Source organism: Tsukamurella pseudospumae (assembly GCF_001575205.1).
In the GTDB taxonomy this organism is placed as follows: Bacteria; Actinomycetota; Actinomycetes; order Mycobacteriales; family Mycobacteriaceae; genus Tsukamurella; species Tsukamurella pseudospumae.
In genome coordinates, this window is the sequence record NZ_LSRE01000034.1 from 25,232 (window position 1) to 51,163 (window position 25,932).

At 70.8% G+C, this 25,932-nt stretch carries 19 protein-coding genes and 1 pseudogene; 13 read left to right on the top strand and 7 right to left on the bottom strand.

From position 1 onward, the window contains the following. Positions 1-28: 28 nt before the first annotated feature. Together AXK61_RS16560 and AXK61_RS16565 are read left to right on the top strand one after the other, a co-directional pair. Positions 29-1,051 carry an iron-siderophore ABC transporter substrate-binding protein gene (locus tag AXK61_RS16560; RefSeq protein ID WP_082789397.1) on the top strand — a complete coding sequence of 341 codons (1,023 nt, stop codon included), beginning with the start codon at positions 29-31 and terminating at the stop codon, positions 1,049-1,051. After that, on the top strand, positions 1,048-1,719 hold the full coding sequence (locus tag AXK61_RS16565; RefSeq protein WP_068570586.1) for a DNA alkylation repair protein: 672 nt from the start codon (positions 1,048-1,050) through the stop codon (positions 1,717-1,719). Before AXK61_RS16560 ends, AXK61_RS16565 begins: the two co-directional genes overlap by 4 nt. Here AXK61_RS16565 and AXK61_RS16570 read toward each other — a convergent pair. Beyond that, the gene (locus tag AXK61_RS16570; RefSeq protein ID WP_068570585.1) at positions 1,706-2,899 is read right to left on the bottom strand and encodes a Cmx/CmrA family chloramphenicol efflux MFS transporter; all 1,194 of its coding nucleotides are present in this window, start codon (positions 2,897-2,899) and stop codon (positions 1,706-1,708) included. The genes AXK61_RS16565 and AXK61_RS16570 overlap by 14 nt on opposite strands. Next, positions 2,899-3,651: pseudogene (locus AXK61_RS16575) on the bottom strand (SDR family NAD(P)-dependent oxidoreductase). Before AXK61_RS16575 ends, AXK61_RS16570 begins: the two are co-directional and overlap by 1 nt. Positions 3,652-3,731: 80 nt before the next feature. Between AXK61_RS16575 and AXK61_RS16580 the strand changes: the two are divergent. Further along, the gene (locus AXK61_RS16580; protein ID WP_068570583.1) at positions 3,732-4,331 is read left to right on the top strand and encodes a TetR/AcrR family transcriptional regulator; all 600 of its coding nucleotides are present in this window, start codon (positions 3,732-3,734) and stop codon (positions 4,329-4,331) included. Here the strand turns inward: AXK61_RS16580 and AXK61_RS16585 are convergent. Continuing rightward, positions 4,321-4,983, bottom strand: a complete 663-nt coding sequence (locus tag AXK61_RS16585; protein ID WP_068570582.1) for a metal-dependent transcriptional regulator — start codon at positions 4,981-4,983, stop codon at positions 4,321-4,323. The two genes, AXK61_RS16580 and AXK61_RS16585, sit on opposite strands and share 11 nt — an antisense overlap. Before the next feature lie 70 nt (positions 4,984-5,053). On the opposite strand from AXK61_RS16585, the gene AXK61_RS16590 reads away from it, so the two are divergent. Both AXK61_RS16590 and rpsO read left to right on the top strand, forming a co-directional pair. Then, a complete protein-coding gene (locus tag AXK61_RS16590; protein ID WP_068570581.1) occupies positions 5,054-6,016 on the top strand; it encodes a bifunctional riboflavin kinase/FAD synthetase in 963 nt (320 codons plus the stop codon). Positions 6,017-6,104: 88 nt separating this feature from the next. Further along, positions 6,105-6,374 carry a 30S ribosomal protein S15 gene (gene rpsO, locus AXK61_RS16595; RefSeq protein ID WP_068570580.1) on the top strand — a complete coding sequence of 90 codons (270 nt, stop codon included), beginning with the start codon at positions 6,105-6,107 and terminating at the stop codon, positions 6,372-6,374. A gap of 446 nt (positions 6,375-6,820) precedes the next feature. Here the strand turns inward: rpsO and lysX are convergent, their stop codons facing one another. After that, on the bottom strand, positions 6,821-10,189 hold the full coding sequence (gene lysX / locus AXK61_RS16600) for a bifunctional lysylphosphatidylglycerol synthetase/lysine--tRNA ligase LysX (RefSeq protein ID WP_068746399.1): 3,369 nt from the start codon (positions 10,187-10,189) through the stop codon (positions 6,821-6,823). Positions 10,190-10,515: 326 nt separating this feature from the next. On the opposite strand from lysX, the gene AXK61_RS16605 reads away from it, so the two are divergent. The 3 genes from AXK61_RS16605 (at position 10,516) to AXK61_RS16615 (ending at position 14,650) form a co-directional block, all read left to right on the top strand. Then, a complete protein-coding gene (locus AXK61_RS16605; protein WP_068746400.1) occupies positions 10,516-12,756 on the top strand; it encodes a polyribonucleotide nucleotidyltransferase in 2,241 nt (746 codons plus the stop codon). 3 nt (positions 12,757-12,759) lie between these two features. Next, on the top strand, positions 12,760-14,091 hold the full coding sequence (locus tag AXK61_RS16610; RefSeq protein ID WP_068570577.1) for a M16 family metallopeptidase: 1,332 nt from the start codon (positions 12,760-12,762) through the stop codon (positions 14,089-14,091). A 97-nt stretch (positions 14,092-14,188) separates the two neighbouring features. Next, positions 14,189-14,650 carry a hypothetical protein gene (locus AXK61_RS16615; protein WP_068570576.1) on the top strand — a complete coding sequence of 154 codons (462 nt, stop codon included), beginning with the start codon at positions 14,189-14,191 and terminating at the stop codon, positions 14,648-14,650. A gap of 60 nt (positions 14,651-14,710) precedes the next feature. Here the strand turns inward: AXK61_RS16615 and AXK61_RS16620 are convergent, their stop codons facing one another. Further along, positions 14,711-15,715 carry a glycerophosphodiester phosphodiesterase gene (locus AXK61_RS16620; RefSeq protein WP_068746401.1) on the bottom strand — a complete coding sequence of 335 codons (1,005 nt, stop codon included), beginning with the start codon at positions 15,713-15,715 and terminating at the stop codon, positions 14,711-14,713. Positions 15,716-15,802: 87 nt separating this feature from the next. Continuing rightward, positions 15,803-17,311 (bottom strand): amino acid permease, encoded by a 1,509-nt coding sequence (locus AXK61_RS16625; RefSeq protein ID WP_068570575.1) that lies wholly within the window; start codon positions 17,309-17,311, stop codon positions 15,803-15,805. A gap of 143 nt (positions 17,312-17,454) precedes the next feature. Between AXK61_RS16625 and AXK61_RS16630 the strand changes: the two genes are divergently transcribed. Beyond that, positions 17,455-19,335 carry a putative nucleotidyltransferase substrate binding domain-containing protein gene (locus AXK61_RS16630; RefSeq protein WP_068570574.1) on the top strand — a complete coding sequence of 627 codons (1,881 nt, stop codon included), beginning with the start codon at positions 17,455-17,457 and terminating at the stop codon, positions 19,333-19,335. Between the two features lie 3 nt (positions 19,336-19,338). On the opposite strand, the gene ald is transcribed toward AXK61_RS16630, so the two are convergent. Further along, positions 19,339-20,454, bottom strand: coding sequence for an alanine dehydrogenase (ald, locus tag AXK61_RS16635; protein ID WP_068746490.1), 1,116 nt, complete (start codon positions 20,452-20,454; stop codon positions 19,339-19,341). Positions 20,455-20,550: 96 nt separating this feature from the next. On the opposite strand from ald, the gene AXK61_RS16640 reads away from it, so the two are divergent. From AXK61_RS16640 to AXK61_RS16655, 4 genes are all read left to right on the top strand, one after another. Further along, positions 20,551-21,060 (top strand): Lrp/AsnC family transcriptional regulator, encoded by a 510-nt coding sequence (locus AXK61_RS16640; protein ID WP_068570573.1) that lies wholly within the window; start codon positions 20,551-20,553, stop codon positions 21,058-21,060. A 108-nt stretch (positions 21,061-21,168) separates the two neighbouring features. After that, the gene (locus tag AXK61_RS16645) at positions 21,169-22,257 is read left to right on the top strand and encodes a 2,3-butanediol dehydrogenase (RefSeq protein WP_068746402.1); all 1,089 of its coding nucleotides are present in this window, start codon (positions 21,169-21,171) and stop codon (positions 22,255-22,257) included. Between the two features lie 27 nt (positions 22,258-22,284). Beyond that, on the top strand, positions 22,285-23,031 hold the full coding sequence (locus tag AXK61_RS16650) for a pirin family protein (RefSeq protein ID WP_068570571.1): 747 nt from the start codon (positions 22,285-22,287) through the stop codon (positions 23,029-23,031). 95 nt (positions 23,032-23,126) lie between these two features. Continuing rightward, a complete protein-coding gene (locus AXK61_RS16655) occupies positions 23,127-25,820 on the top strand; it encodes an MGH1-like glycoside hydrolase domain-containing protein (RefSeq protein ID WP_068570570.1) in 2,694 nt (897 codons plus the stop codon). Positions 25,821-25,932 lie beyond the last annotated feature (112 nt).

Genomic DNA, 25,932 nt, shown 5'->3' on the forward strand with positions numbered 1-25,932 from the left:
AGGTTAGCCGAACCTTAGGAGCTGTCGCATGTCCATCGTCCTTCCGACGGTCCGCCGTACCACCCGTCGCGACCTGTTCCGCGGGTCCGGCCTGCTCGGCGCCGCAGTGCTCGCCGCTGCGTGCGGGACCGACGGCGGCGCCACCGAGTCGGGGCGGCGCACCGTCGAACACGTGCGGGGGAGCACGGCCGTCCCCGACGACCCGCGGCGGATCGTCACCGTCGGCTTCAGCGACCAGGACCCCGTACTCGCGCTCGGCGGGCGGCTCGTCGGTGTCACGGACTGGTACGGGGACTACGAGTACGCGACGTGGCCGTGGGCGCAGAAGGCGCTGGGCGATCAGAAGCCCGCCGTGCTGAACAAGGGGAAGTTCACCGGCACACCCGATTACAAGTACGAGGAGATCGCGGCGTTGAAGCCCGACCTGATCCTCGGGTTGTACACGAAGATGAGCCCGGACCAGTACGAGCAACTCTCGCGGATCGCGCCGACGGTGGGACCGCCCGCCGGGCACAAGGAGTTCACGGCGCCCTGGGACGTGGCGACCCGGCTCACCGGCGACGCGCTGGGGCGGCGCGACGTCGCCGACCGGGCGATCGCCGCGGTGAACGAGAAGATCGCGCAGGCCCGCGCCGCGCATCCGGAGTTCGCCGGGCGCACGGCCCTCGTGGTGGAGCGGTTCAAGCAGGGATCGAGCTTCGTGCGCTCGCCCGGCGACCCGCGGTCGCGCCTGCTCGCCGCGCTCGGCTTCACGGTGCCGGAGGTCGAGGGCAGCGCGGGCAGCGGCAACGACGGCGTGGACCTCGCGGACGAGCGGATGGCCGAACTCGACCAGGACGCGCTGGTGTGGAACGTGGGGAGCAAGTCCTCGCGGCGGGCCGAGATCGAGGCCCTGCCGATCTACCGGACGGTGCCCGCGGTGCAGGCGGGCCGCTCGGTCTTCGTCGACGACCCACTGGTGTGCGGGGCGTGGACCTGGGGAACCGTGCTGAGCATCCCGACGGTGGTGGACGCACTCGCGAGTAGCATCGCGCCCGTGATGAAGCGATGACGGATCTCGCCGCGGCGATCCGTGCCGAGTTGCGGGCCGCGGCGGACCCCGAGCGGGCGCCGAAGATGCAGGCGTACATGAAATCCGCGATGCCCTTCCTCGGCGTGCCCTCACCGGCCGTGCGCACGATCACCGCAGCCGTCCGGCGCGAGCACCCGCCCGCTGACCTCGACGAGCTGCGGGCGGCGGTGCTGGAGCTGTGGGACCACGCGGCGTACCGCGAGGAGCGCTACGCCGCGCAGAACCTGCTGCGCTACCGGCTCGGCAAGGGCGATCCGGCTCTCCTACCCCTGCACGAGCACATCGCCGTGACCGGCGCCTGGTGGGACCACGTCGACGAGACCGCCCGCCACATCGCCGATCTCCACGATGCGCACCCCGAGGACACCGCGGCGGTGGTGCGGGCGTGGAGCCGGGGCGAGGACCTCTGGCTCCGCCGCCTGGCGATCATCTCCCAGCTCGGCCGGAAGGACCGGCTCGACACGGACCTCCTGACGGACGTGATCGAGCCGGCCCTGGCATCGTCGGAGTTCTTCCTGCGCAAGGCGATCGGCTGGGCCCTCCGGGAGCACGCGAAGACCGATCCGGACTGGGTGCGCGCCTATGTCACGGCGCACGAGGACCGGCTCAGCGGGCTCTCGCGGCGCGAGGCCCTCAAGCACCTGTGAGGCAGTCCTCCGGGTGATCCGCAGCGGTGCGACGCGCGGCGCGGGCGGCAGCGCTGTCCCGCACCGCGAGCGCAATGGCGACGACGGCCAGCGCGGCCCCGGCGAGGGGGAGCGCACGGTAGGAGGCGCCGAGGTCGAGGAGCGTCCCACCGAGCCAGGGGCCGATGGCGATCCCCGCGTTGAACGCCGCCACGGTGAACGCGGGGGCGAGCGTCGGTGCGCCGGGGGCGAGCATGAAGACCCGCGAGTTCAGTGCCGGGTTCGTGACGAAGCCGGCCGCGCCGAGGAGTGCCGCGGCGGCGCCGGCGGCGCTGGGATGCGGTAGCGCCACCGCGAGCGCGGTCGATGCCACGGCCAGGGTCGCGGTACCGCCCACCAGCACCGATGCGGGTCTCGTGTCGGCGAGACGGCCGCCGACGGCGATCCCCGCCACCGCGCCCGCGCCGTAGAGGGCGAGCACGATCGGCACCGTCGACGGGGCGGCGTGCGAGGTCTCCAGGAGCATCGCGCCGAGGTAGCCGAACGAGATGAGCAGCGCGGCGATGGAGAACGCCGTGATCGCGTACGACACCCACAACCGGCCGGTCCGCAGCGCGCGCACCTCCTCGCGCGGACGGGTGACGGCCCCCGTCGTGACGTGTGCGGGCACCGTCGTCGCGATCGCGGCGCCAGCCACCACCGTCGCGATCGCCACCGCGACGAAGGTCGCGCGCCAGCCCGCGTGCTGGCCGAGCAGGGTCCCGAGAGGGAGACCGATGACCGTCGCGAGGGTCAGGCCACCGGCGACGACACTCATCGCCCGGCCGCGGCGGTCCTCCGGGACGAGCGCGATCGCCGTCGTCGCGGCCACCGACCAGAAGCCGGCGTAGACGAAGGCCCCGACGAACCGGGTCGCGAGGAGGACCGCGAACGAGTCGGTGGTCGCGGCCACGAGATGCGTGACGGCGAACACTCCGGTGAAGACCAGCAGCGCACGGCGTTTCGGCCAGCGCAGTGTCGCGAGCGCCAGCACGGGTGCACCGACCATCATCCCCAGCGCGAAGCCGGAGATGAGCAGGCCGGCCTGCGGCACGGAGACGTGCAGGTCCGCCGACACCTCCGGAATCAGCCCCGCGAGCATGAGCTCCGAGGTGCCCTGCGCGAAGATCCCGAAGCCGAGGACGAACACGGCGAGCGGCATCACAGCAGCGACCCGCCGCTCGCGTCGATCCACTGGCCCGTCACCCGGCCGGCCGCGTCGGAGACGAGGAAGCCGACCACGCCCGCCACGTCCGCGGGCTGCCCGATCCGCCCGAGCGGCGAGTCCGCGGCCATCGCGGCGCGCCCCTCCTCGGTGGCCAGCCGGGCCGCGTTCATGTCCGTCGCCGTGCCGCCCGGCCCGACCGCGTTGACGGTGATGGCGCGGGGCGCGAGCTCCTTGGCCAGGGCGAAGGTGAGCGCGTCGATCGCGGCCTTGGACATCGAGTAGGGGAGCAGCGCGGGGTTTTAGGAGCCGTGGGTGAACCGGGTCGAGATGTTCACCACCCGGCCGCCGTCGGTCAGCCGCGGGAGCCCGTGCTGCAGCACGAAGAACGGTGCGCGGGTGTTGACCGCGAGCACGCGGTCGAAGGTCGCGGCGTCGACCTCGGTGAACGGCGTTCGGCCGCCCAGGATTCCGGCGTTGTTGACGATGATGTCGGCGTGCGGCGCGTTCCGGTCGTACTCCTCCCACAAGCGCGCGGGCGCGTCCTCGGCCGCGAGGTCGGCGGCAAGGGGGAACGCCCGTCCGTCGCGCTCCTCGATGGCGCGGACCGTCCGCTCCGCGGCGTCGCGGTCCGCGCCGTGGATCGCCACCGTCGCCCCGCGGTCCGCGAGGCCGTCGGCGATCGCCCTGCCGATGCCGCGGCTCGCTCCCGTGACCAGTGCGTACTTGCCTGCCAGATCGGCGTGCACCGTGTTCCTCCTGAATTACGTAGTGATCGCTACAGAAAAACGGTAACACTGATCCGTAGTGATCGCTATACAATGAGGTCATGGCGATCGGTACCCGCGGCAGGCCGCGCTCCTTCGACCGCGACGCGGCGCTGGACGCCGCCGCGCGCCTGTTCTGGGAGAAGGGATTCGAGGCGACCTCGATCCGTGATCTCACAGACCGGCTCGGCATCGAGGCGCCCAGTCTGTACCGCGCGTTCGGCGACAAGCGGCGGCTCTTCGAGGAGGCCGTCGGCGAGTACGACCGCACCTACGGCGGATTCATCGACGACGCGTTCGCGGAGGAGTCCACGGCGCGCACGATCGCGCTGCGGCTGCTCGCGGAGGGGCCCGCGCGGTACACCCGCGCGGGACTGCCGCGCGGCTGCCTGGTGGTGAGCGGCGACGCCGGCACCACGGACGCCGAGGTCATCGGCTACATGATCGCGATGCGCTCCGCGAACGTCGCGCGCCTGGCCGACCGCATCGGCCGCGACGTGGAGTCCGGGGTGTTGCCCGGCACCGTCGATCCGCTCGCGTTGGCGCGCTTCACCTTCGCGACCCTGAACGGGCTCGCCGAGGCCGCCCGCGAGGGCGTGCCGGTACAGGAGTTGGAGGCCGTGGCCGCGGTCGCCGCGGGCGCCTGGCCCGTCAGCTCCTGACCCAGATCGCCTGCGCGGCGATGTCGCCCAGGTCGAGGGGGGCACCGTCGTCCACCGTGACGGCGACGGTCCCGAGGAACTTGCGCAGCTCCACGACCTCGATCCGGGCGTCGGGCGCGATGCCGACCTCCTGGAAGTAGCGCAGCATCTCGGGGTCGGAATCGGAGATCCGGGCGACGGTGCCGGACTGCCCGGCCTCGAGTTCGGACAGCAGGCACGCGTCGGGGGTGGGGACGGTGCCGTCGGGCTGCGGGATCGGGTCGCCGTGCGGGTCGCGAGAGGGGAAGCCGAGCCGCTCGTCGAGGCGCGCCAGGAAGCGCTCGGAGACCGCGTGCTCGAGGACCTCCGCCTCGTCGTGCACCTCGTCCCAGCCGTAGCCGAGCTCGGAGACGAGGAAGGTCTCGAGGAGCCGGTGGCGGCGCACCATCGCGGTGGCGGCGGAGCGGCCGTCGTCGGTGAGTGTGACCGCGCCGTATTTCTCGTGGTCGACCAGCCCCTGGTCGGCCAGCTTGCGGATGGCCTCGGAGGCGGTGGACGCGGAGACGCCGAGCGCATCGGCGAGCGACTTCGTGGTGACCTTCACGTCGGACCACTCCTGCGCGGTCCAGATCTGCTTGAGGTAGTCCTGCGTGACCGCGGACAGCTCGCTCACGGGGCGCGGCGAATCGGGCAGGGGAGGCTTACTCACGCACCCACCATAGGCCGTCCGATAGGGTGAGTGCGTGCTTCGCTGGCGAGGGCTCGATGACGTTCCCGCGGACTGGGGACGCTGTGTGGTGACGATCGGCGTGTTCGACGGTGTACACCGTGGACACGCCCAATTGATCGCACGCGCGACCGCGGAGGCCCATGAACGTGGGCTCCCGGCGGTCCTGATGACGTTCGATCCGCATCCCGCCGAGGTGGTGCGCCCCGGTTCGCATCCTCCGCAGCTCACGACGCTGACCCGGCGCGCCGAGCTGGCCGAGGAACTGGGCATCGACGTCTTCTGCGTGATGCCCTTCACCGCGACCGTCATGGCGCAGCCGGCCGAGGACTTCGTCCACTCGATTCTGGTCGAGCGGCTGCACGCCGCGGCCGTCGTCGTCGGCGACAACTTCACCTTCGGCTACCGCGCGCTCGGCAACGTCGAGATGCTCGGCCAGCTCGGCCAGAAGTTCGGCTTCTCCGTCGACGCGGTCCCGCTGCTCACGGAGCACTCGGTCACTTACTCCTCGACGTACATCCGCTCGTGCGTCGACGCGGGCGATGTGGCCGCCGCCGCCGAGGCGCTCGGCCGGCCCCACCGGGTCGAGGGCGTCGTCGTCCGCGGCGACGGTCGCGGTCGCGAACTGGGCTTCCCGACGGCGAACGTCGCGCCGCCGATGTTCGCCGCGATCCCCGCCGACGGCGTGTACGCCGCGTGGTTCACCGTCCTGGGGCCCGGTCCGGTCGTCGGGCAGGTGACGCCGGGGGAGCGGTATCCGGCCGCGGTCTCGGTCGGCAGCAACCCGACCTTCTCGGGGCGCACGCGCACCGTCGAGGCCTTCGTGCTCGACACGTCCGCCGATCTGTACGGCCAACACGTGGCCGTGGACTTCGTGGACCGGGTGCGCGGGATGGAGCGGTTCGACTCGATCGAGGACCTGCTCAAGGCGATGGGCGGCGACGTGGACAAGACCCGCGCGATTCTGGGAATCGCCTGACTCCTGGTAGCGTGGCCTCTCGTGCCTGCTGCGGTTCGCGGTGGCGGCACGGATCCATGACGACGCGATACTGAGAAGGAGCTCATCCATGTCGCTCACCACCGAGCAGAAGAAGTCCATCCTCGCCGAGTACGGCCTCCACGAGACCGACACCGGTTCGCCCGAGGCGCAGGTCGCGATGCTCACCAAGCGCATCACCGACCTCACCGAGCACCTCAAGCAGCACAAGCACGATCACCACAGCCGCCGCGGCCTGCTGCTGCTGGTCGGCCGTCGTCGCCGTCTGCTGAAGTACGTCGCCTCGGTCGACATCAACCGCTACCGCACGCTCATCGAGCGCCTCGGCCTGCGTCGCTAAGAGCTTTCGCCAGCGGCCCGCTTCCGGATTTCCGGGGGCGGGCCGCTCGCGTTTGTCGGGTTCGACGGTGCGCCGCCCGTCCGGTGGGGGTGCGGACCCGGGTGCGGGGTGTGTCGCTTCCGCGAGCGATGCGCGCGGCGCACACCGCTCTGACCTGCGACGATGCGGCGCGGGTTATGTGGCGCGCGGATACCCTGGCGGTTCGGTAGACGGGGCGAGCCGTCCCTCATCCAGCGGACCGCGGTCCAGCCATCACGTCAGACGCGGTCAGCCGTGGATTCACAGATCACTGTGGGCGCGGGCGCCAGGACACCGTCGCCCTGCCGAGGCCGGGGGTATGCGGCGCGCGTATAGCCCCGTCGGGAAAATTTCCCCTTTGACCTGCAGGTATTCAGCAATGCGTGCCGCGCATGGCCTGCGCGACCGACACCACTCTCCGAGAGGCGTCAGCGGTCCTGGGGCTTCACGAAGGGGAAGGCGAGGGTGGCGCGGATGTTCACGCCGGCGAGCAGCATGATGATCCGGTCCACGCCGATGCCCAGGCCGCCGGTGGGCGGCATGGCGTAGGACAGCGCGTGGAGGAAGGACTCGTCGAGCTCCATCGCCTCCGGGTCGCCCGCGGCCGCGGCCATGGACTGTTCGGTCAGCCGCTCGCGCTGATCGATCGGGTCGGTCAGCTCGGTGTACGCGGTCCCCAGTTCGGCGCCGAAGCCGACCAGGTCCCACTGCTCCGTCAGCCGCGGATCCGACCGATGTCGGCGCGCCAGCGGCGAGACCTCGACCGGGAAATCGCAGTAGAACGTGGGGAACTCGGTCTGCTTCTCGACCAGCGCCTCATACAGCTCCATCACCAGCTTGCCGGCCGTCGCGCCGCGCGGGATCGCGACGTGCCGGCGTTCGCACACGGCCGCGACCTCCTCGAGCGTCGACGCCGAGGTCAGCGTCGTCCCCGCCGCGCGGGACACCGCGGAATGCACCGTGACCACCGGCCACTCGGCCGTGAGGTCGACCTCCCGAGTGCCGCCGGCACCGTCGGGCCGCACGGCCACCGGCCGACCGTTCACGGCGACCGCGGCGGCGAGGATCACCTCGCGCGTGAGCGTCCGCATCGAGGTGTAGTCGCCGTAGGCCTCGTACGCCTCGAGCGCGGTGAACTCGGGGTTGTGCGTGGCATCGGCGCCCTCGTTGCGGAAGTTCCGGTTGATCTCGAAGACGCGTCCCATGCCGCCCACGGCCAGCCGCTTGAGGTACAGCTCGGGCGCGATGCGCAGGTAGAGGCCCATGTCGTAGGCGTTGATGTGCGTGGTGAAGGGGCGCGCCGCGGCGCCGCCGTGCACCGACTGCAGCATCGGTGTCTCGACCTCGGTGTATCCGCGGCCCGCGAACGCCTCGCGCATCGCCGCGACCGCCCGGGAGCGGCGGTACAGCAGGTCGACGGCACCGTCGTCGGTGATGAGCTCCAGGACGCGATTGCGGGCCCGCGTCTCGTCGCCGAGGCGCACCCCGGGTTTCGGCACGGGGGACAGGCACTTGCCGGCCATCGCCCAGGACGCGAGGAGCACCGAGGGCTCGCCCGTGCGCGACCGGATCGGCTCGCCCGTGACCGACACCAGATCGCCCATGTCGATCGACGTGCGCCACAGGGCCCGGGCGTCGTCGGGCGTGCGCGAGCGCTCCGCGACCACCTGCAGGGTGGTCCCGTCCTCGTGGAGTTCGACGAACGTGACGCCGCCGTAGTCGCGCATCGCGCGCACCCGGCCGGTCACGGAGACGACGGTGCCCGAGGCACCGTCGGGCGGGAGGACGGAGCACTGCTCCCGGGCGGAGGCCAGGGAGGAGGTGCGCGGCACCGACGGGGGGTAGCCGGGCATGCCCGCGGCCTCGAGGGCCTCGAGCTTGCGGCGGCGGACGCGCTGCTGCTCCGACAGGCGCACGGGCGGAGCCTCACGGCGCAGCAGCCGTTCCTCGTCGGCCAGGAGGCGGTCGACGAACTCGGGGTCGCGGGGCGTCTGTTCGGGGATCGACGGTCCCGCCAGGAACTTCGGCCCGATCTGCGGCAGGAAGCCCTCGGCGGTACCGACCGCGATGCCGGCCCGCACCGCGGTGAGCACAGGGTCGTAGCAGAGGATCCGGGGCACCCACTCGGGGCGGTACTTGTCGTTGGACCGGTACAGCGTCTCGAGCTGGTAGAACTTCGACGCGAAGCTGAGCACGGAGTCGACGAGCCGGGTGATCGGGCCGGCGCCCACGCGGTCGGCCTCGGAGAAGACCGAACGGAAGACCGCGAAGTTCAACGAGATCCGCCGGATGCCGACCTCGCCGCACTGCTCGATGAGCTTGGCGACCATGAACTCGTTGAGGCCGTTCTCGGCGTCGCGGTCGCGGCGCATGAGGTCGAGCGAGAGGCCGCGGGTGCCCCACGGCACGAAGCTGAGAAGTCCCCGCACCGCGCCCTCCGCGTCGTGCGCCGAGACGAGCACACAGCGGCCGTCCACGGGATCGCCGACGCGGTTGAGCGCCATGGAGAAGCCGCGTTCGGTCTCCTCCCCGCGCCACGTCTCGGCGAGCTCCTCGACCTGCTTCAGCTCGTCGGCGCTGAGATCGCCGTGGCGCCGCACGCGCAGGGTGTAGCCGGCGGCGCTCACCCGGGTGACCGCCTGTCGGACCGCGCGCATGTCGCGGCCCTTGAGGGTGAACCGGTCGACGTGGATGATCGCCTCGTCGCCGATCGTCAGCGTGCGCAGGCCCGCCGCCTCGTAGACCTGCGCACCGTCGGCGCTCGCTGCCAGCACGGCGGGGTAGAGGCTGTGCCGGCGGCAGTCCTCGATCCACGCGCCGACCGCCGCGGGCCAGGAATCGCGGTGTCCGATGGGATCGGCGCTGGCCATCGACACCGGGCCGACGGCGCGGCAGGTCACCACCGCCTTGCGGTCGGGCGCGGAGATCACCGCCTTGTCGCGGCGGGTGGCGAAGTAGCCGAGCGAGTCGTCCTCGCCGTACTCGAGCAGCAGGCGCCGGACCTCGAGCTCCTCCGGTTCGGTCATCAGCTCGTCACCACGGCCCGCCCGCCAGAACGCCATCAGGGCGAGGATCAGCACCGACGCCGACATCACGCCTGCGAGCGAGTAGATCCACAGCGGGCCGGAATGGCCGCCGAGCGCCACGTCGATCTGGCGCGGAACCGCGACGCCGAAGGTCGAGCGCAGCGACCACAGCAGGATCTCGACGGTGCCGTTCAGCCGCGAGGCGCCCCGCCCCGGGAAGGTCGACGCGAGGCCCACCACGATCACGTACACGGCGAGGAAACCGCCGACGAGGACACCGATCGCCGCCCGCCGCGAGCCGTGGGCGAGTCGTGCCGGGAACCGCGGACGGGCGATCACGACGAGCCCGAGCACGACGAGGCTGATGGCGGTCGCCAGTGCCGCGCCGGGCAGCGAGTAGCGGATCGAGACGTACGCCTCGAGGAACGACGGGAGGTGCCGCGCCTCGTCGGGATCGAGTTGGTCGGTCGCGATGATCACCAGTGTGGCGGCGTTCACCAGCACCTGCAGCGACATCACGATCACCGCCACGGTGTGGGCGGCGCGCAGCCGGCGGCGCAGGGCGCCGCTGAGCACCGTCAGGGCCGCGACCAGTAGCAGGCTGGGATGCGAGGGGATGCCGAGGATGCCGAGCGCGTCGGAGACCAGCGGCAGCACGCGATCGCCGCGGATCACGGCCATGAGCAGCGACACGAACGCGGCCACCAGCATCATCCGCGCGATCCACACGGCGGTGTACTCCTGCGTCCGCTCCCGAGCGGTCTGTGACATCCCGTTCCTCTCCGCTCGTGTACGGCGTGTGCGAATCACCTGGAAAAGACTCCCGATGATAGCCTTGATGGCGGTCCGTCCGACGTCGGCGCCGGAAGATCCGGTCGCCGACATCTGCGGTGCGCCTTCTCGGTGTCACTCCCCGCGGGGTGGTCCTCGGTAGTGGTCGCCGGAACGGCCTGCATGACGCAGGCGCGAGTCCGGCGGCTTCGATCGATGACCGCGCCAGAGCGCCCGCCGCCAACGTCGAACGACGGGGCCACGCGCAGCATGCGCGCCGCCCGGCGAGGACGAGCCGCACGACAGAGAAGGTCACTTCACACTTCATGACTGATAACAACCAGGTCGAGTTCGACGACGACATCACCGAAGCCGTCGCCGTCATCGACAACGGTTCCTTCGGTACGCGCACCATCCGGTTCGAGACCGGCCGCTTCGCGCAGCAGGCCGCGGGCTCCGTCGCCGCGTACCTCGACGACGAGACGATGCTGCTCTCGGCCACGTCGCACAGCAAGCATCCGAAGGAGCACTTCGACTTCTTCCCGCTGACCGTGGACGTCGAGGAGCGCATGTACGCCGCGGGCCGCATCCCCGGCTCGTTCTTCCGTCGCGAGGGTCGCCCGTCGACCGACGCGATCCTCACCTGCCGTCTGATCGACCGGCCGCTGCGCCCGTCCTTCGTCGACGGTCTCCGCAACGAGATCCAGGTCGTCGTGACGGTCATGTCGCTCGACCCGAACGACCTGTACGACGTGGTGGCGATCAACGCCGCCTCGGCGTCGACGCAGATCGCGGGCCTGCCCTTCTCCGGCCCGGTCGGCGGCGTGCGCGTCGCGCTGATCGACGGCCAGTGGGTCGCCTTCCCGACAGTCGAGCAGCTCGAGCGCGCCGTCTTCGACATGGTCGTCGCCGGCCGCATCGTCTCGGGCTCCGGCAAGGACGCCGATGTCGCGATCATGATGGTCGAGGCCGAGGCCACCGAGAACGTCATCGAGCTCATCGCCGGCGGCGCCACCGCGCCCACCGAGACCGTCGTGGCCGAGGGCCTCGAGGCCGCCAAGCCCTTCATCGCCGTGCTCTGCGAGGCGCAGAAGCAGCTGGCCGCCGGCGCCGCCAAGCCGACCGGCGAGTTCCCGCTGTTCCTGCCCTACCAGGACGACGTCTTCGCCGCCGTCGAGGCCGCGGGCGCCGCGGGCCTCAACGAGGCGCTGTCGATCGCCGGCAAGCAGGAGCGCGACAATGCCACCGACGCCGTCAAGGCGCAGGTGCTCGAGGCCGTGGGCCCGCAGTTCGAGGGCCGCGAGGGCGAGATCGGCGCGGCCTTCCGCTCGCTGACCAAGAAGCTCGTGCGTCAGCGCATCCTCACCGACCACTTCCGCATCGACGGCCGTGGCATCACCGACATCCGCTCGCTCAGCGCCGAGATCGCCGTGATCCCGCGCGCCCACGGCAGCGCACTGTTCGAGCGCGGCGAGACCCAGATCCTGGGCGTCACCACGCTGGACATGGTCAAGATGGCGCAGCAGATCGACTCGCTCGGGCCCGAGAAGTCGAAGCGCTACATGCACCACTACAACTTCCCGCCGTACTCGACCGGTGAGACCGGCCGCGTCGGTTCGCCGAAGCGCCGCGAGATCGGCCACGGCGCGCTCGCCGAGCGCGCCCTCGTCCCGGTGCTGCCCTCGGTGGAGGAGTTCCCCTACGCCATTCGCCAGGTCTCGGAGGCGCTGAGCTCGAACGGCTCCACGTCGATGGGCTCGGTCTGCGCCTCGACGATGTCGCTGCTCAACGCCGGCGTGCCGCTCAAGGCGCCCGTCGCGGGTATTGCCATGGGCCTCGTGTCCGACGAGGTCGACGGCCAGGCCCGCTACGTGGCCCTGACCGACATCCTCGGTGCCGAGGACGCCTTCGGCGACATGGACTTCAAGGTCGCCGGTACGTCCGACTTCGTCACCGCCCTGCAGCTGGACACCAAGCTCGACGGCATCCCGTCGCAGGTCCTGGCCGGCGCGCTGGGCCAGGCGAAGGACGCCCGCACCACGATCCTCGAGGTCATGGCCGAGGCGATCGACGCTCCCGACGAGATGAGCCCGTACGCCCCGCGGATCACCACCATCAAGGTGCCCGTGGACAAGATCGGCGAGGTCATCGGACCCAAGGGCAAGACGATCAACTCCATCACCGAGGAGACCGGCGCCAACATCTCGATCGAGGATGACGGCACGGTGTTCGTCGGTGCCGCCGACGGCCCGTCGGCGCAGGCGGCGATCGATCGCATCAACGCGATCGCGAACCCGCAGCTGCCCAAGGTGGGCGAGCGCTTCCTGGGCACCGTGGTCAAGACCACGGCGTTCGGCGCCTTCGTCTCGCTGGTGCCCGGCCGCGACGGCCTGGTCCACATCAGCAAGCTGGGCAACGGCAAGCGCGTGAACAAGGTCGAGGACGTGGTCAACGTCGGCAGCAAGCTGCAGGTCGAGATCGCCGACATCGACGAGCGCGGCAAGATCAGCCTGATCCCCGTCGTGGAAGAGGCTGCCGCCGAGGCGGCGCCCGCGGGCGAGGAGTAGGAACTGAGCAGCCTGACATCCCGGGCTGCGCGGACGGGGGCATCCGGATCGGGTGCCCCCGTTCGTCGTAGCGTGCTCCCCGGCGGCCTGCGGGTCGTCACGGAGACGGTGCCCGGTTCCCGGTCCGCGGCGGTCGGCCTGTGGGTCGCCGTCGGCTCGCGCGACGAGCACCCCGCCTCGGCGGGATCCGCGCACTTCCTCGAGCACCTGCTGTTCAAGGCGACGCCACACCGCGACGCGGCCTCCCTGGCCGCCGAGGTGGACGCCGTGGGCGGTGAGATCAACGCGTTCACCTCGAAGGAACACACGTGCTACTACGCGCACGTCCTCGACGTCGACCTCGAGCTCGCCGTCGACGTGGTGACGGACGTGGTCCTGGGCGGCCTGTGCCGTCCCGCGGACGTGGACGTCGAGCGCGAGGTGGTGCTCGAGGAGCTCGCCATGCGCGACGACGATCCGGAGGACCTGGTCAACGAGGCGGCCACCACGGCCCTGCTCGGTGATCATCCGCTCGCGCGGCCCGTGCTCGGCACGGAGGAGTCCGTCTCCGCGATGACGGCGGCGCGCCTGCGGGGCTTCCATCGCCGGCGGTACACGCCGGAGCGGATGGTGCTCGCGGTCGCCGGGAACGTCACGCACGCGCAGGTGGTCAAGCTGGCGCGCAGGGCGTTCGCCGGCAGGCTCGACGGTGCCGCCGAGTCGGCTCCGATCCGGACGGGGATCCGGCGCACGCCGGGTGCACCGTCGCTCGAGGTCGTGAACCGCGATGGCGAGCAGTCGCACCTCGTCGCGGGCACCCGGGCCTACGGGCGGTTCCACCCGGACCGCTGGGCGCTGTCGGTGCTCAACACCGCGATCGGTGGCGGCCTGAGTTCGCGCCTGTTCCAGGAGATCCGGGAGCAGCGCGGCCTGGCGTACACCGTGTACTCGGCGGTGGACACCTACGCCGATACGGGGCTGTTCTCCGTCTACGCCGGGTGCTCGCCGGAGCGGCTGGGCGAGGTGGCGACCGTCGCGCGGAAGGTGCTCGAGGACGTCCGCGACGACGGCCTCACCGTCGAGGAGCTGGCGCGGGCGAAGGGCTCCCTCCGGGGTGGGCTGGTGCTCGGGCTTGAGGACGCGCAGTCGCGCATGCACCGGATCGGGCGGAGCGAGGTCAACTACCAGAACCAGCGGACGATCACGCGCACGCTCGCGGCGATCGACAGGGTCTCGGCGGCGGACGTGAACCGGGTCGCGCGGGACCTGCTCTCGCAGCCCTTCGGCGGCGCGGTCCTCGGCCCGCACCGCGGCAAGCGCGGCGTCCCGGCCTCGGTGCGGACCTGGCTGGGCTGAGCCGGACGCGCGGACGCGGACGCGGTTTTGCCTCGTTTTGACATCGTTATAGACTTTGCGAAGTCAAAATCGACTCGTCACGACCAGAGGACTGCCCATGAACTCGTTCGCCCGTCGCGCGATCGCCGCTGCCGCCGTTGCCGGCGCCGCGATCACCTTCGTCCCGGCGGCGGCCAACGCCTCCGGTTCCGTCGTCTTCCGCGGCACCGTCACCGGTGGCACGTCCATCCGGACCGACGCCCCGAACGCCACGGTCACGTGGGTCGGCGACTACGACGACGCCGGCAACCTGGTGATCCGCACCAACTGCGTCATCGCGCGCCACGAGCTCGGGGTGATCGGCATCCCGCCGTCGCCGCTGCCCAAGGAGCGGTGCGAGTCGATCAAGGGCATCGACCTGTCGGACCGCCTCCTCGTGTGGGAGAACGCCACCACCGGCGCCACCGGCACCGCTCGCTCGGAGTACGACGGCACCTTCATCGTCAAGCCCGGCAAGGGCAGCGTCAACGTCGCGATCACCGGCATCGTCGGCACCGCGGTCGCGACGTACGTCGCCTGACGGATCCCACGCGAACGGGGGCCCACCGGATCACCGGTGGGCCGCCGTTCGTCGTCGTGACTACCGCGCGTACGCGCGGGGCAGTGGCTTGCCCTCCGCGGCCAGGACGCCCCGCAGGCGCGTCGGGTAGTCGGTGATGATGCCGTCCACGCCGAGCGCGAGCTGCGTCCGCATCGCGGCCGGCTCGTTGACCGTCCAGGGGATCACCTTCAGGCCCGCGGCGTGGGCGGCGGTCACCGTCTTCGCATCGGACAGGTCGGCATCGGGCGAGAGGACGTCGAACCCGGCCGACTTCGCGGCCCGGACCACGTCACCGTCGAACTGCTCGAAGGTGACCGGGCCCAGCCAGGCCGAGCGGGGCTTCCACGTCGTGGCGTCGTAGAGCGCTACCAGCGGGACCGACGGTGCCTGTGCCCGGACCAGCGGCAGGGAGCGCCAGTCGAAGCTCTGGATCTCGATGCGGTCGAGCACGCCGGCGCGGCGCGCGGCGCCGAGGATCTGCGTGACGAACGCGGCGGGCTCGGCGGATTTCGACCGCGCCTCGGCCTCGATCTTGGTCTCGATGTTGAATCGCACGGCGTTGCCCTTGTACTGCGCGGCCAGGTCGAAGAGCTGAGGCAGCGTCGCGATCCGGTTGCCGTCGACGACCTTCGCGTCGGGGAAGCCCGCCAGCTTCTTCGCGCACACGAGCGTCTGTACCTGCGCGTAGCTCAGGTCGTGGATCGTCTTGCCCACGTACGGGAACTGCGTGTCGCCGGGCGTCGCTGGTGCGGTGTCGGCGCACTTGTCTGCCTGGATCGTCGGGTCGTGCCAGATCAGCGGCACCTGATCCTTCGTGAGCACGATGTCGAGTTCGAGAGTGGTGACGCCGAGTTCCAGCGCGCGGGCGAAGCCGTACAGCGACTCCTCGGTGTGCTCGCCACGGCCGCCGCGGTGCGCCTGCAGGTCGAAGGAGTTCGACGGTGCCGCCTGGACGGGCGCGGTCAGTACGCCCCCGCCGAGGGCGACGACGGTGGCCGCCGCGAGCGCGCAGAGCCGGGGGAGGAGACGGGAGCCGATGGTCATGGCGGCACCCTAACGACGGCCCGTGAACCCCCGGTGAATGCGAGACGCCCGCCGGGGGACCGGCGGGCGTCTGCGGGTTCCGGGCGGTTACTTCTTGTCGATGTCCACGTTGGGCGCGTCGTCGAGCGACCACGCCGCGGCGAGGTCGCCACCCGTGTGCTCGATGACCGCGGGCTTGACCGCGAACCAGCCGACCACGAGGACGACGACGAAGACCGGGATGCCGACGACGACCACGATGAAGTTGGTCTTGTCCCAGAACTCGGGCGCGCCCTTCCAGCCCGAGTACGCCATGCCGACCAGGACGAGCAGCAGGAAGGCGAGGCCGACGTAGCTCATGAACGGGGCGAGCGGGGCGCGGAAGGGGCTCTTGGTGACGATGCCCGCGTCGGAGAGGCGCCGGTAGCGGATGTGGCACAGGAAGATCAGCGACCACACGCCCACCACGGCGATGGCGGAGGCCTCCAGGGCGATGTCGAAGGCCTTGCCGGGCACGAGCACGTTGAGGACGGCGCCGAAGACGTAGAAGATCGACGTCACGAGGATGCCGTTGGCGGGCACGCCGGACTTGCTCATCTGCATGAACATCTTCGGCGCCTCGCGGCTGGCGGAGAGACTGCGCAGCATGCGGCCGGTGGTGTAGAGGCCTGCGTTGAGCGAGCTCATGGCGGCCACGATGAGGACCGCGTTGATCAGGGTGGCCATCCAGCCGATGCCCATCTTCTCGAAGACGGTCACGAACGGCGAGGTGTGGCCGGCGGCATCGAACTCGGAGGTCGGGAGCATGCACACGAGCAGGAAGATCGAGCCGCAGTAGAACACGCCGATACGCAGGATGACGGAGTTGACCGCCTTGGGGACCTCGCGCTGCGGGTTCTGCATCTCGCCGGCGGCGATGCCGACCATTTCGATGGCGGCGTACGCGAAGACGACGCCGGACATCACGACGATCGGTCCGAGCCAACCGAAGGTGCCGTCGGTCGGCCAGAATCCACCGGGGTTCTTCCACAGGTTGGAGATGCCCGCGCGGTGGCCCTCGTCGCCGATCTTGATCTGGCCGACCACCATGACGACGCCGACGACGAGGAAGATCACGATGGCGCCGACCTTGAGCACCGAGGCCCAGAACTCGAACTCGCCGAAGGCGCGCGCCGAGAGCAGGTTGATCACCAGGACCACGGCGAGCGCGATGATCACGGACACGCCCTGCGGCAGGTCCCACCACTTGCGCACGTACAGCGCGACGGCCGAGAGCTCGGCGACGCCGGTGAGCGCCCAGAACACCCAGTACAGCCATCCGGCGGCGAATGCGGCGGCCTCGCCGAAGAACTCGCGGGCGTAGGAGACGAAGGCGCCCGAGCTCTGGCGATAGAGCACCAGTTCGCCCAGGGCGCGCATGAGGAAGAAGGCGATGACGCCGACGAAGGCGTAGCTGAACAGCAGGGCGGGGCCGGTGCTGTGCAGCCGGCTGGCCGAGCCGAGGAACAGGCCCGTGCCGATGGCGCCACCGATGGCGATCATCTGCACGTGTCGCCTGCCGAGGGTCTGCTTGTAGCCCTCCTGCTCGGCCGCGAACTTACTGGCGGGTTGAGTCATGGGTGAATCGTTCTCCTCAACGTGCTGGGGCGCGTGTGGGTTGTGCGCTGGATGGGAATGTAGACCTCGCAACGCTTCCGTGGACGCGTTACTGAGAGATGACTTGCGGATGTCGATCGGTGCGGGCGTGTAAACATAGGTCCATGACCGACTTCTCGGACCTGGGGGAGCTGTTCACCTTCCTGTCCGGCCACCCGCCCTTCGACGGCCTGCCCGACGATGTCCGCGCCCGTCTGGCTGCGGAATCGTCGGTTCGGGAGTTCGGCGAGGGCACCACGATCCTCGACGGTCTGTCCGCGTCTCCCGAGCACGCCTTCGTCGTCCTGGCCGGCCGGGTCGGTGTGTGGAACTTCCCGGCCAAGGCGGCCACCGAACCCGGCGACGTCGACGAGGTGGTCGGTCCCGGAGGCGTGTTCGGGTACGTGGTGATCCTGGTCGGCGCGAAGGGCGGTCCCCGCGCGGTGGCGCTGACCGACGTGACGCTGCTGCGCCTTCCGGCGTGGGCCGTGGCCGACATGTTCTCGACCCCCGCGGGCGCCGCCTTCCTCGCGACGGAACTGGCGCGACCGGTCACGCCGCTCGCGGCCGACGAGGTCCGCGAGCGCACCGCGGGGCAGATCGTGCGCCGCGCGCCGATCACGTGTCCGCCCACGGTCACGATCCAGGAGGCCGCCACCACGATGACGGAGGCGAGGTCCGGCTACATCGTGGTGGAGAACGCCGCGCGCGAGCCGCTGGGCATCCTCACCGACCACGATCTGCGGGCCCGGGTGATCTCGATGGGGCGGCCGGTGACCGATCCCGTCTCCGCGGTGATGACCGCTCCGCTGGCGGCCGTGCCCGAGGCCGCGTTGTCGTCCGACGTGCTCATCGAGATGCTCGACCGCAAGATGCACTACATGGCCGTGCTCGACGAGCAGGCCGCCGTCATGGGCGTGGTGCAGGACGTCGATTTCCTCACCGTGCCCACCACGTCCACCTTCGCGCTGCAGCGCCGGATCGAGCGTGCGGCGGCGTCCGAGCTGCCGGAGATCGGCGCGACGATCCGCTCGATCTTCCCCGTGCTGTGGGGGCAGCAGGCGCCGGTGCGGCACATCTCGGGCGTCGCCGCCGTCGCGATCGAGGGCATGGTGCGCCGCTGCATCGAACTCGAGCTGCCCGTCCATCCCGAGCTGAAGGAGGGGGATTTCACGTGGCTGTCGCTGGGGAGTGTGTCGCGCCGCGAGGTGGTGCCCAGCTCGGACGTCGACAGTGCGATCATCCTCAAGGACGTTCCCGGTGCCTCGGCGGAGGAGATCGAGGTCCGACGGTCCGCCGCGCTCGCCCTCGCGGCCGCGGTCCATGCGCGCCTGGAGGAGTGCGGCATACCGTCGGACACCAATGGTGCGACGGCCGCCAAGCCGCGGTTCTGCCGGACGGAGTCCGAGTGGCTGTACGCCGCGAGCGAGTGGATCGACGCCCCGCTGTCGAACAACGCCATGATGATGGCGTCGCTGCTGGTCGACGGCCGCCCCGTCTGGGGCGACCTGACGCTGCAGCCGGTGGCCGGTGTGTACCAGCATCTTTCGGAGCATCCTCGGGCCTTCATCCTGATGCTGCGGGAGGCGCTCACGGCGAAGGCGCGACTGCGCTCGGTGCGTGATGTGATCTCCCTGCGGGGCGGCACCTTCGACATCAAGGCGCACGCGCTGGTCCCGGTCGTCAACATCGCCCGGTGGGCGGCGCTGAGCCGGGGGTCGACGAAGCTGCAGACCCGCAACCGGCTCGCCGCCGGCGCGGATTCGCCGGTCCTGCCGGACGATTCGGCCGAGGTGCTGCGGGAGGCCTTCTCCGTCCTGGAGCGGATCCGGATGGAGCACCAGGTCGGGCAGATGGCGGCGGACCGCCCCCCGAGCGATGTCGTGTCGATCCGGAGGCTGTCGTCGCTGGACCGCGGCCTCCTCGAGCAGTGCGTGCGCGAGGTGGCCGCGGTGCAGCGGCGCATGGCCAACCTCGCCCAGTACCTCGACGCGGGCGAGTGGTGACGATCAGACCAGGACGGACTCCGGCGTCTTCGACGGGATGTCCAGGGCGGCACCGACGCTGGCGTTGAGCAGCACGCCGTCGTGGGTGGACAGGCCGGCGGCGAGCGCGGGGTCGGCGGCGCAGGCACCCTGCCAGCCCTGGTCGGCGATGCGCAGGACGTACGGCAGTGTCGCACCGGTGAGCGCGAAGGTCGACGTGCGCGGCACGGCGCCGGGCATGTTCGCGACGCAGTAGAAGACGGTCTCGCCCACGGTGAAGGTCGGATCGTCGTGCGTGGTGGGGCGCGAGTCGGCGAAGCAGCCGCCCTGGTCGATGGCGATGTCGACCAGCACGGCGCCGGGGCGCATGCGGTGCACGAGCTCGGTCGAGACGAGCTTCGGCGCGGCGGCGCCGGGGATGAGGACGGCGCCGATCACCAGGTCGGACTCGACGATCGCCTCCTCGAGGGCGAGGGAGGTCGAGTAGCTGGTGTGCACGCGGCCGCCGAACTGCGCGTTCACGGCGCGCATCTTGCGCACGTCGAGGTCGAAGACCGTGACGTCCGCGCCCATGCCCGCGGCGATCTGCGCGGCGTTGATGCCGGACACGCCGCCGCCGATCACCGTCACCTTCGCGGGCGCGGTTCCGGGGACGCCGCCCATGAGCACGCCGCGGCCGCCCTTGGAACGCATGAGGTGGTAGCTGCCGACCTGCGGGGCGAGGCGGCCCGCGACCTCGGACATCGGGGCGAGAAGGGGGAGCGAGCCGTCCTCGAGCTGGACCGTCTCGTAGGCGATCGACGTGGTCTTCGACGCGAGCAGGGCGTCGGTGCACGGCCGCGAGGCGGCGAGGTGGAGGTAGGTGAAGATCGTCTGGTCGGCGCGCATGCGGCCGTACTCGGCCTCGATCGGCTCCTTCACCTTGAGCAGCAGGTCGGCCTCGGCCCACACCTCGTCGGCGGTGGGGACGATGCGGGCGCCGGCGGCGACGAGGTCGTCGTTGCTGATCGCGGAACCGACACCGGCACCGTCCTCGATGAGGACGTCGTGGCCACGGCGGGTGAGCTCGGCGACGCCGCCGGGCGTCATCGCGACGCGGTACTCGTTGTTCTTGATCTCGGTGGGGATTCCGACGCGCATCGTGTGCTCCTGTTCGGCGGTGGCTTGTGTCACATAGTGTGAAGAAACGTCGATATTCGATCAAGCACTCGGAAGAAGATTCTGTAGAATCCCGATATGACTGCCGGAGGTTCTGCGAAGTCGGCGTATCGACCCGCGCCGACGAACGATCATCGCCCGTTGCTCGACGACGCCGACCGGCGCATCCTCCTGGTGCTGCAGCGCGACGGCCGCGTCTCGAACGCCGCGTTGGCGGAGGAGGTGGGGCTCGCCCCGTCGACAGTGCACACCCGCGTGCGGCGCCTGACGGACGCCGGCGTGATCCGCGGGTTCTTCGCCGACGTGGATCCCGCAGCGGTCGGCCGGCCCCTGCGCGCGATGATCGCGGTCACGCTGCGGTCCACCGCGCGGCACCGGATCCGCCAGTTCGTGGAGTCGGTGATCGACCTGCCACCCGTGATCGACGCGTACTTCCTGGCCGGTGGGGATGACTACCTGCTGCATATCGCGGCGATCGACACCGAGGACCTGCGGCACCTCGTCGAGTATCTCAGCGCCCGCGAGGAGGTCGCGGGCACCAATACCTCGCTCGTGTTCGAGCACGTCCGCGGCTCGGCTCCGCTCTAGCCGGGGTCCTGCATCGTCGGAGCGGTGCAACCCGCTGCAACGATCGACGGGGCGAACCCGTGCGGCGACTGTGGGACGGATCACAGGTCCCGACCCGGAGGTGTCCCCATGCGTGCAGCGCGCTACTACGACCGCAACGACGTTCGGATCGAGGACGTGCCCGAACCCGAACTCGCGCCCGGCACCGTCGCGATCGACGTCGCCTGGTGCGGCATCTGCGGGACGGACCTGCACGAGTACGTCGACGGGCCGATCTTCGTGCCGCCGCACGGCCATCCGAACCCGGTGAGCGGCGAAGCGGCGCCGCTGACCATCGGCCACGAGATGTCCGGCGTCGTCGCCGCTGTGGGTGCGGGCGTCGACGACCTGGCCGTGGGCGATCACGTCGTGGTCGAGCCGTACATCATCGCCGACGGCGTCGACACCGGCCCGGCGAGCCGCGACTACCACCTCTCGCCGAACATGAACTTCATCGGCCTCGGCGGCCGCGGCGGCGGGCTCTCGGAGAAGATCGTGGTGCAGCGGCGCTGGGTGCACCGGATCTCCAACGACGTCCCCCTGGACCAGGCGGCGCTCATCGAGCCGCTCGCCGTCGGCTACCACGCGCTGCAGCGCTCCGGCGCCGGCGCGGGGGCCTTCGCGCTCATCACCGGCGCGGGTCCCATCGGCCTCCTCACCGCCGCTGTGTGCAAGGCCCGCGGCCTCACGGTCGCGATCAGCGAGCCCAGTTCCCTGCGTCGCGAGCGGGCCGCCGAGACCGGCGTGGCGGACCACGTCTTCGACCCGACGCGCGTCGACGTCGTCGCCTCCGTGCGAGGGCTGACCGGCGGTCGCGGCGCCGACGTCGGCTTCGAGTGCACCTCGGTGCAGCCCGCGCTGGACACTCTGTTCGACGCACTGCGCCCGCAGGCCGTGCTGGTCGTCGTCTCGATCTGGGGGCATCCGGGCACCGTCGACATGCAGAAGCTGGTGCTCAAGGAGATCGACATGCGCGGCACCATCGCGTACGTCAACAACCACGCCGAGACGATCGCCCTGGTCGAGAGCGGCACCGTCGACCTGGCGCCGTTCATCACCGGGAGGATCGGCCTGGACCAGCTCGTCTCGGTCGGCTACGGCACGCTCCTGCACCACAACGAGACCGCGGTGAAGATCCTCGTCTCGCCGTCCGGAGCGGGCCTGCCCACAGGAGTCTGACGGTGCGCCCCGGCCTACGCTGATCCCGTGAGCGAGAGCAGGATCGTCCGGGCCGCGGATCGGACCCATTGGGAGGGCGAGGGGCTGTACACGCGGCAGTCGATGCCTTTCACCGGGAACTTCGACCTGGGCGAGAACGCCCACGGCCAGCTGCTGGTGCACAACGACGACCTCATCGACCCCGGGTCGGGCGTCGACCGGCACTTCCACCGCGACGCCGAGATCGTGACCTGGGTGATCGCGGGCGAGGTGCACCACGACGACTCGTCGGGGTCGACGGGCCTGGTGCGCGCGGGCCAGGTGCAGGCCATGAGCGCCGGCACCGGCGTGAACCACCGGGAGCAGAACCCGCGCGCCACGCGCACCGTCGCGCGGGTGATCCAGATGTGGCTCCCGCCGGACGAGCTCGGCGGCGAGCCCGAGTACCGCACCGCCGACGTGCCCCTCGACGGCCGCGGTGCCGTGCTCGTGGCCTCCGGCGTTCCCGGCGACGAGCCGGCGGTGGCGATCCGCAACGACGCCGCGGCCCTCTACGCCGCGCGCCTCGGCGCGGGCGAAGCCGTGACCCTCCCGGCGGCGCCCTACGGCCACCTGTTCGTCGTCACCGGCGCGATCGTCGTCGCGGGCCCGAGCGCTGTCGACGGTGACCGGCTCGCCGAGGGCGACGCGCTGCGCACCGTCGGGTCCGGGGAACTGCAGGTGCGCGCCGAGGAGGACGCCACGGAGATCCTCTACTGGGCGATGCGGGCGCAGGCGGTCTCCGCGCTCCGGTAGTCGCGGGTGTACCACTGCTGCGCTGCGGGAATGCCGCGGACCGTCGAAACCGGGTGCCCGCCCCCCGACCGCGCCGCGTGTAGGAAGATTCTCGGGTGGAGCACACCGAGACGACCGCCGAACACCGCCGCCTCGCCGAGAGCCCCGGCCCCGACGGTGCGTGGCGCCTGTGGGGCCCGTACCTGTCCGGCCGGCAGTGGGGCACGGTCCGCGAGGACTACAGCGGCAACGGGGACGCCTGGGGGAGCTTCGGGTTCGAGCAGGCGCACCGTCGGGCCTACCGCTGGGGCGAGGACGGACTCGGGGGCATCTGCGACCGTTACGGGTTCCTCAATCTCTCGGTGGCGCTGTGGAACCACAACGACCCGATCCTCAAGGAGCGCCTGTTCGGTCTGACCAACGAGCAGGGCAATCACGGCGAGGACGTCAAGGAGTACTGGTGGCCCGTGGACGGGACGCCGACCCACAGCTGGATGCACTGGATGTACCGGTACCCGCAGGCGGAGTACCCCTACCAGCAGCTGCGTGACGCGAACGCCGCCCGCGACCGCACAGGGCGCGAGTACGAGCTCGCCGATACCGGCGTGCTCGCCGACAACCGGTTCTTCGACGTGCACGTGCGCTACGCCAAGGCCGCGCCGGACGATGTCTGCGTGGAGATCGAGGCGGTGAACAACGGGCCCTCGCCCGCGCCGCTGGACCTGCTGCCGCAGGTGTGGCTCCGGAACACGTGGACGTGGGGCCACGACGGTCGTCGCGGCGCGATCACTCGGCTCGACGGCCCCGAGCTCGGCGCGGGCGGCCTGCAGGCCGTGCGGGTGTGTCACGAGTGGCTCGGCGAGTACCACCTGTCCGCGGAGGGATCTCCGGAGGTCCTGTTCTGCGACAACGAGACCGATGCGGTCGCGCTGTTCGGCAGCGCCGCGAACGCCTCGCCCTACCCGAAGGACGGGATCGGCCGACGGGTCGTGAACGGCGACGAATCGGCGGTGAACCCCGAGGGGCGCGGCACCAAGGCCGCGTTCTGGTTCCGGTTCGCGTCGGTGCCGGCGGGGGAGAGCGTCACCGTCCGGCTGCGGCTCTCGCATCCCGCCCCGTCGCTCGACACCTTCGGACCGGGCTTCGACGCGGTGTTCCGCGACCGCCGCGAGGAGGCGGACGAGTTCTACGGCACCGTCATCCACGAGGACGTGCCGGACGCGGACCGGACGGTGGCGCGGCGCGCCTACGCGGGGATGCTGTGGAACAAGCAGCTCTACCGCTACGACGTGGAGTCCTGGCTCGAGGGCGACCCCGACGTGGACCCCGCTCCCCGCGAGCGCGCGGATCCGGGCCGCCGGAACACCACCTGGAAGCACTTCTCCCTGGCCGACGTGATCTCCATGCCCGACGAGTGGGAGTACCCGTGGTTCGCGGCGTGGGACCTGGCCTTCCACTGCATCCCCTTGGCCCGGGTGGACCCGGAGTTCGCCAAGGAGCAGCTCGTGCTCATGTGCCGCGAGTGGGCGATGCATCCGAACGGGCAGCTCCCCGCCTACGAATGGGAGTTCGGCGACGTCAACCCGCCGGTGCACGCGTGGGCGGCGTGGCACGTCTACCGGCTGGACGGCTGGCGCGACCAGGACTTCCTGATCCGCGTGTTCACCAAGCTGCTGCTCAACTTCTCGTGGTGGGTCAACCGCAAGGGTTCCGACGATGCCGGGGTCTTCGAGGGCGGATTCCTCGGGATGGACAACATCGGCTTCTTCAACCGCTCGGCGCCGCTGCCGCCCGGCTACCGGCTCGAGCAGTCCGACGCCACGAGCTGGATGGCCTTCTACTGCCAGCAGATGTTCAAGATCGCCATCGAGTTGAGCCGGCACGACCCGGTGTGGCAGGACTGCGCGACCAAGTTCCTCGAGCACTTCCTCCAGATCTCCAAGGCCACCTACAACTTCGGCTCGCACAGCCTGTCACTGTGGGACGACGAGGACGGCTTCTTCTACGACGTCCTGGTGCGGCCCGACGGCAGCGCCCAGCCGATGCGCGTGCGGTCGATGGTGGGCCTGCTGCCCCTGCTCGGCGCCACGGACGTGCCCGCCTGGGTCGCCGAGAAGTGCCCCGATGTGACCGCCCGACTGAACTGGCTGCGCTCGCGCCGCCCCGAGTTGGTCGAGCCCGTGCTCTCCGGCAGCGACGCCGACGGAGGGGGCCGCATGCTGCTCTCGCTGGTCGGTCCCGAGCGGCTGCGCCGCGTCCTGGAGCGGATGTTCGACCCCGCGGAGTTCCTGGCGCCCTACGGCATCCGGTCGCTGTCGAAGGCGGAGCAGCAGGTGACGGAGGACGTCGAGGGCAACACCGTCTCGATCCAGTACGAGCCCGGCGAGTCCACGACGGGCATGTTCGGCGGCAACTCCAATTGGCGTGGCCCCGTGTGGTTCCCGGTGAACGTGCTGCTCGCCGACAAGCTCCGTACCTACGGCCGGCACTTCGGCGACGACTTCACCATCGCCATCCCCACGGGCTCCGACAACCTGTGCACGCTGGAGGAGGCCGCGGACGTCATCGACGAGGGCCTCGTCGGGCTGTTCCGCCCGGTCTCGCGGCCCGACGGTGCCGGCGCGCGCCGCCCGGCCGACGCCGCGCGGATCGAGGGCAGCGACAACCCGCTGTGGTCGGAGCACCCGACCTTCTACGAGTACTTCGACGGAGACACCGGCGAGGGACTGGGCGCGACCCACCAGACCGGGTGGACCGGCCTCGTCGCGCACTTGCACAACCCGCGCCTGCCTCTGGAGCCGCCCGCGTAAATCGGCAACACCCGTTGTAACCATGGCTGTTTAAAACGGTGTACGTGATCTTTCCGGGAGTACTATCCGTCCAGGCGGTCGACGACAGGCGCGTCCGCACCGGCGACGAGAG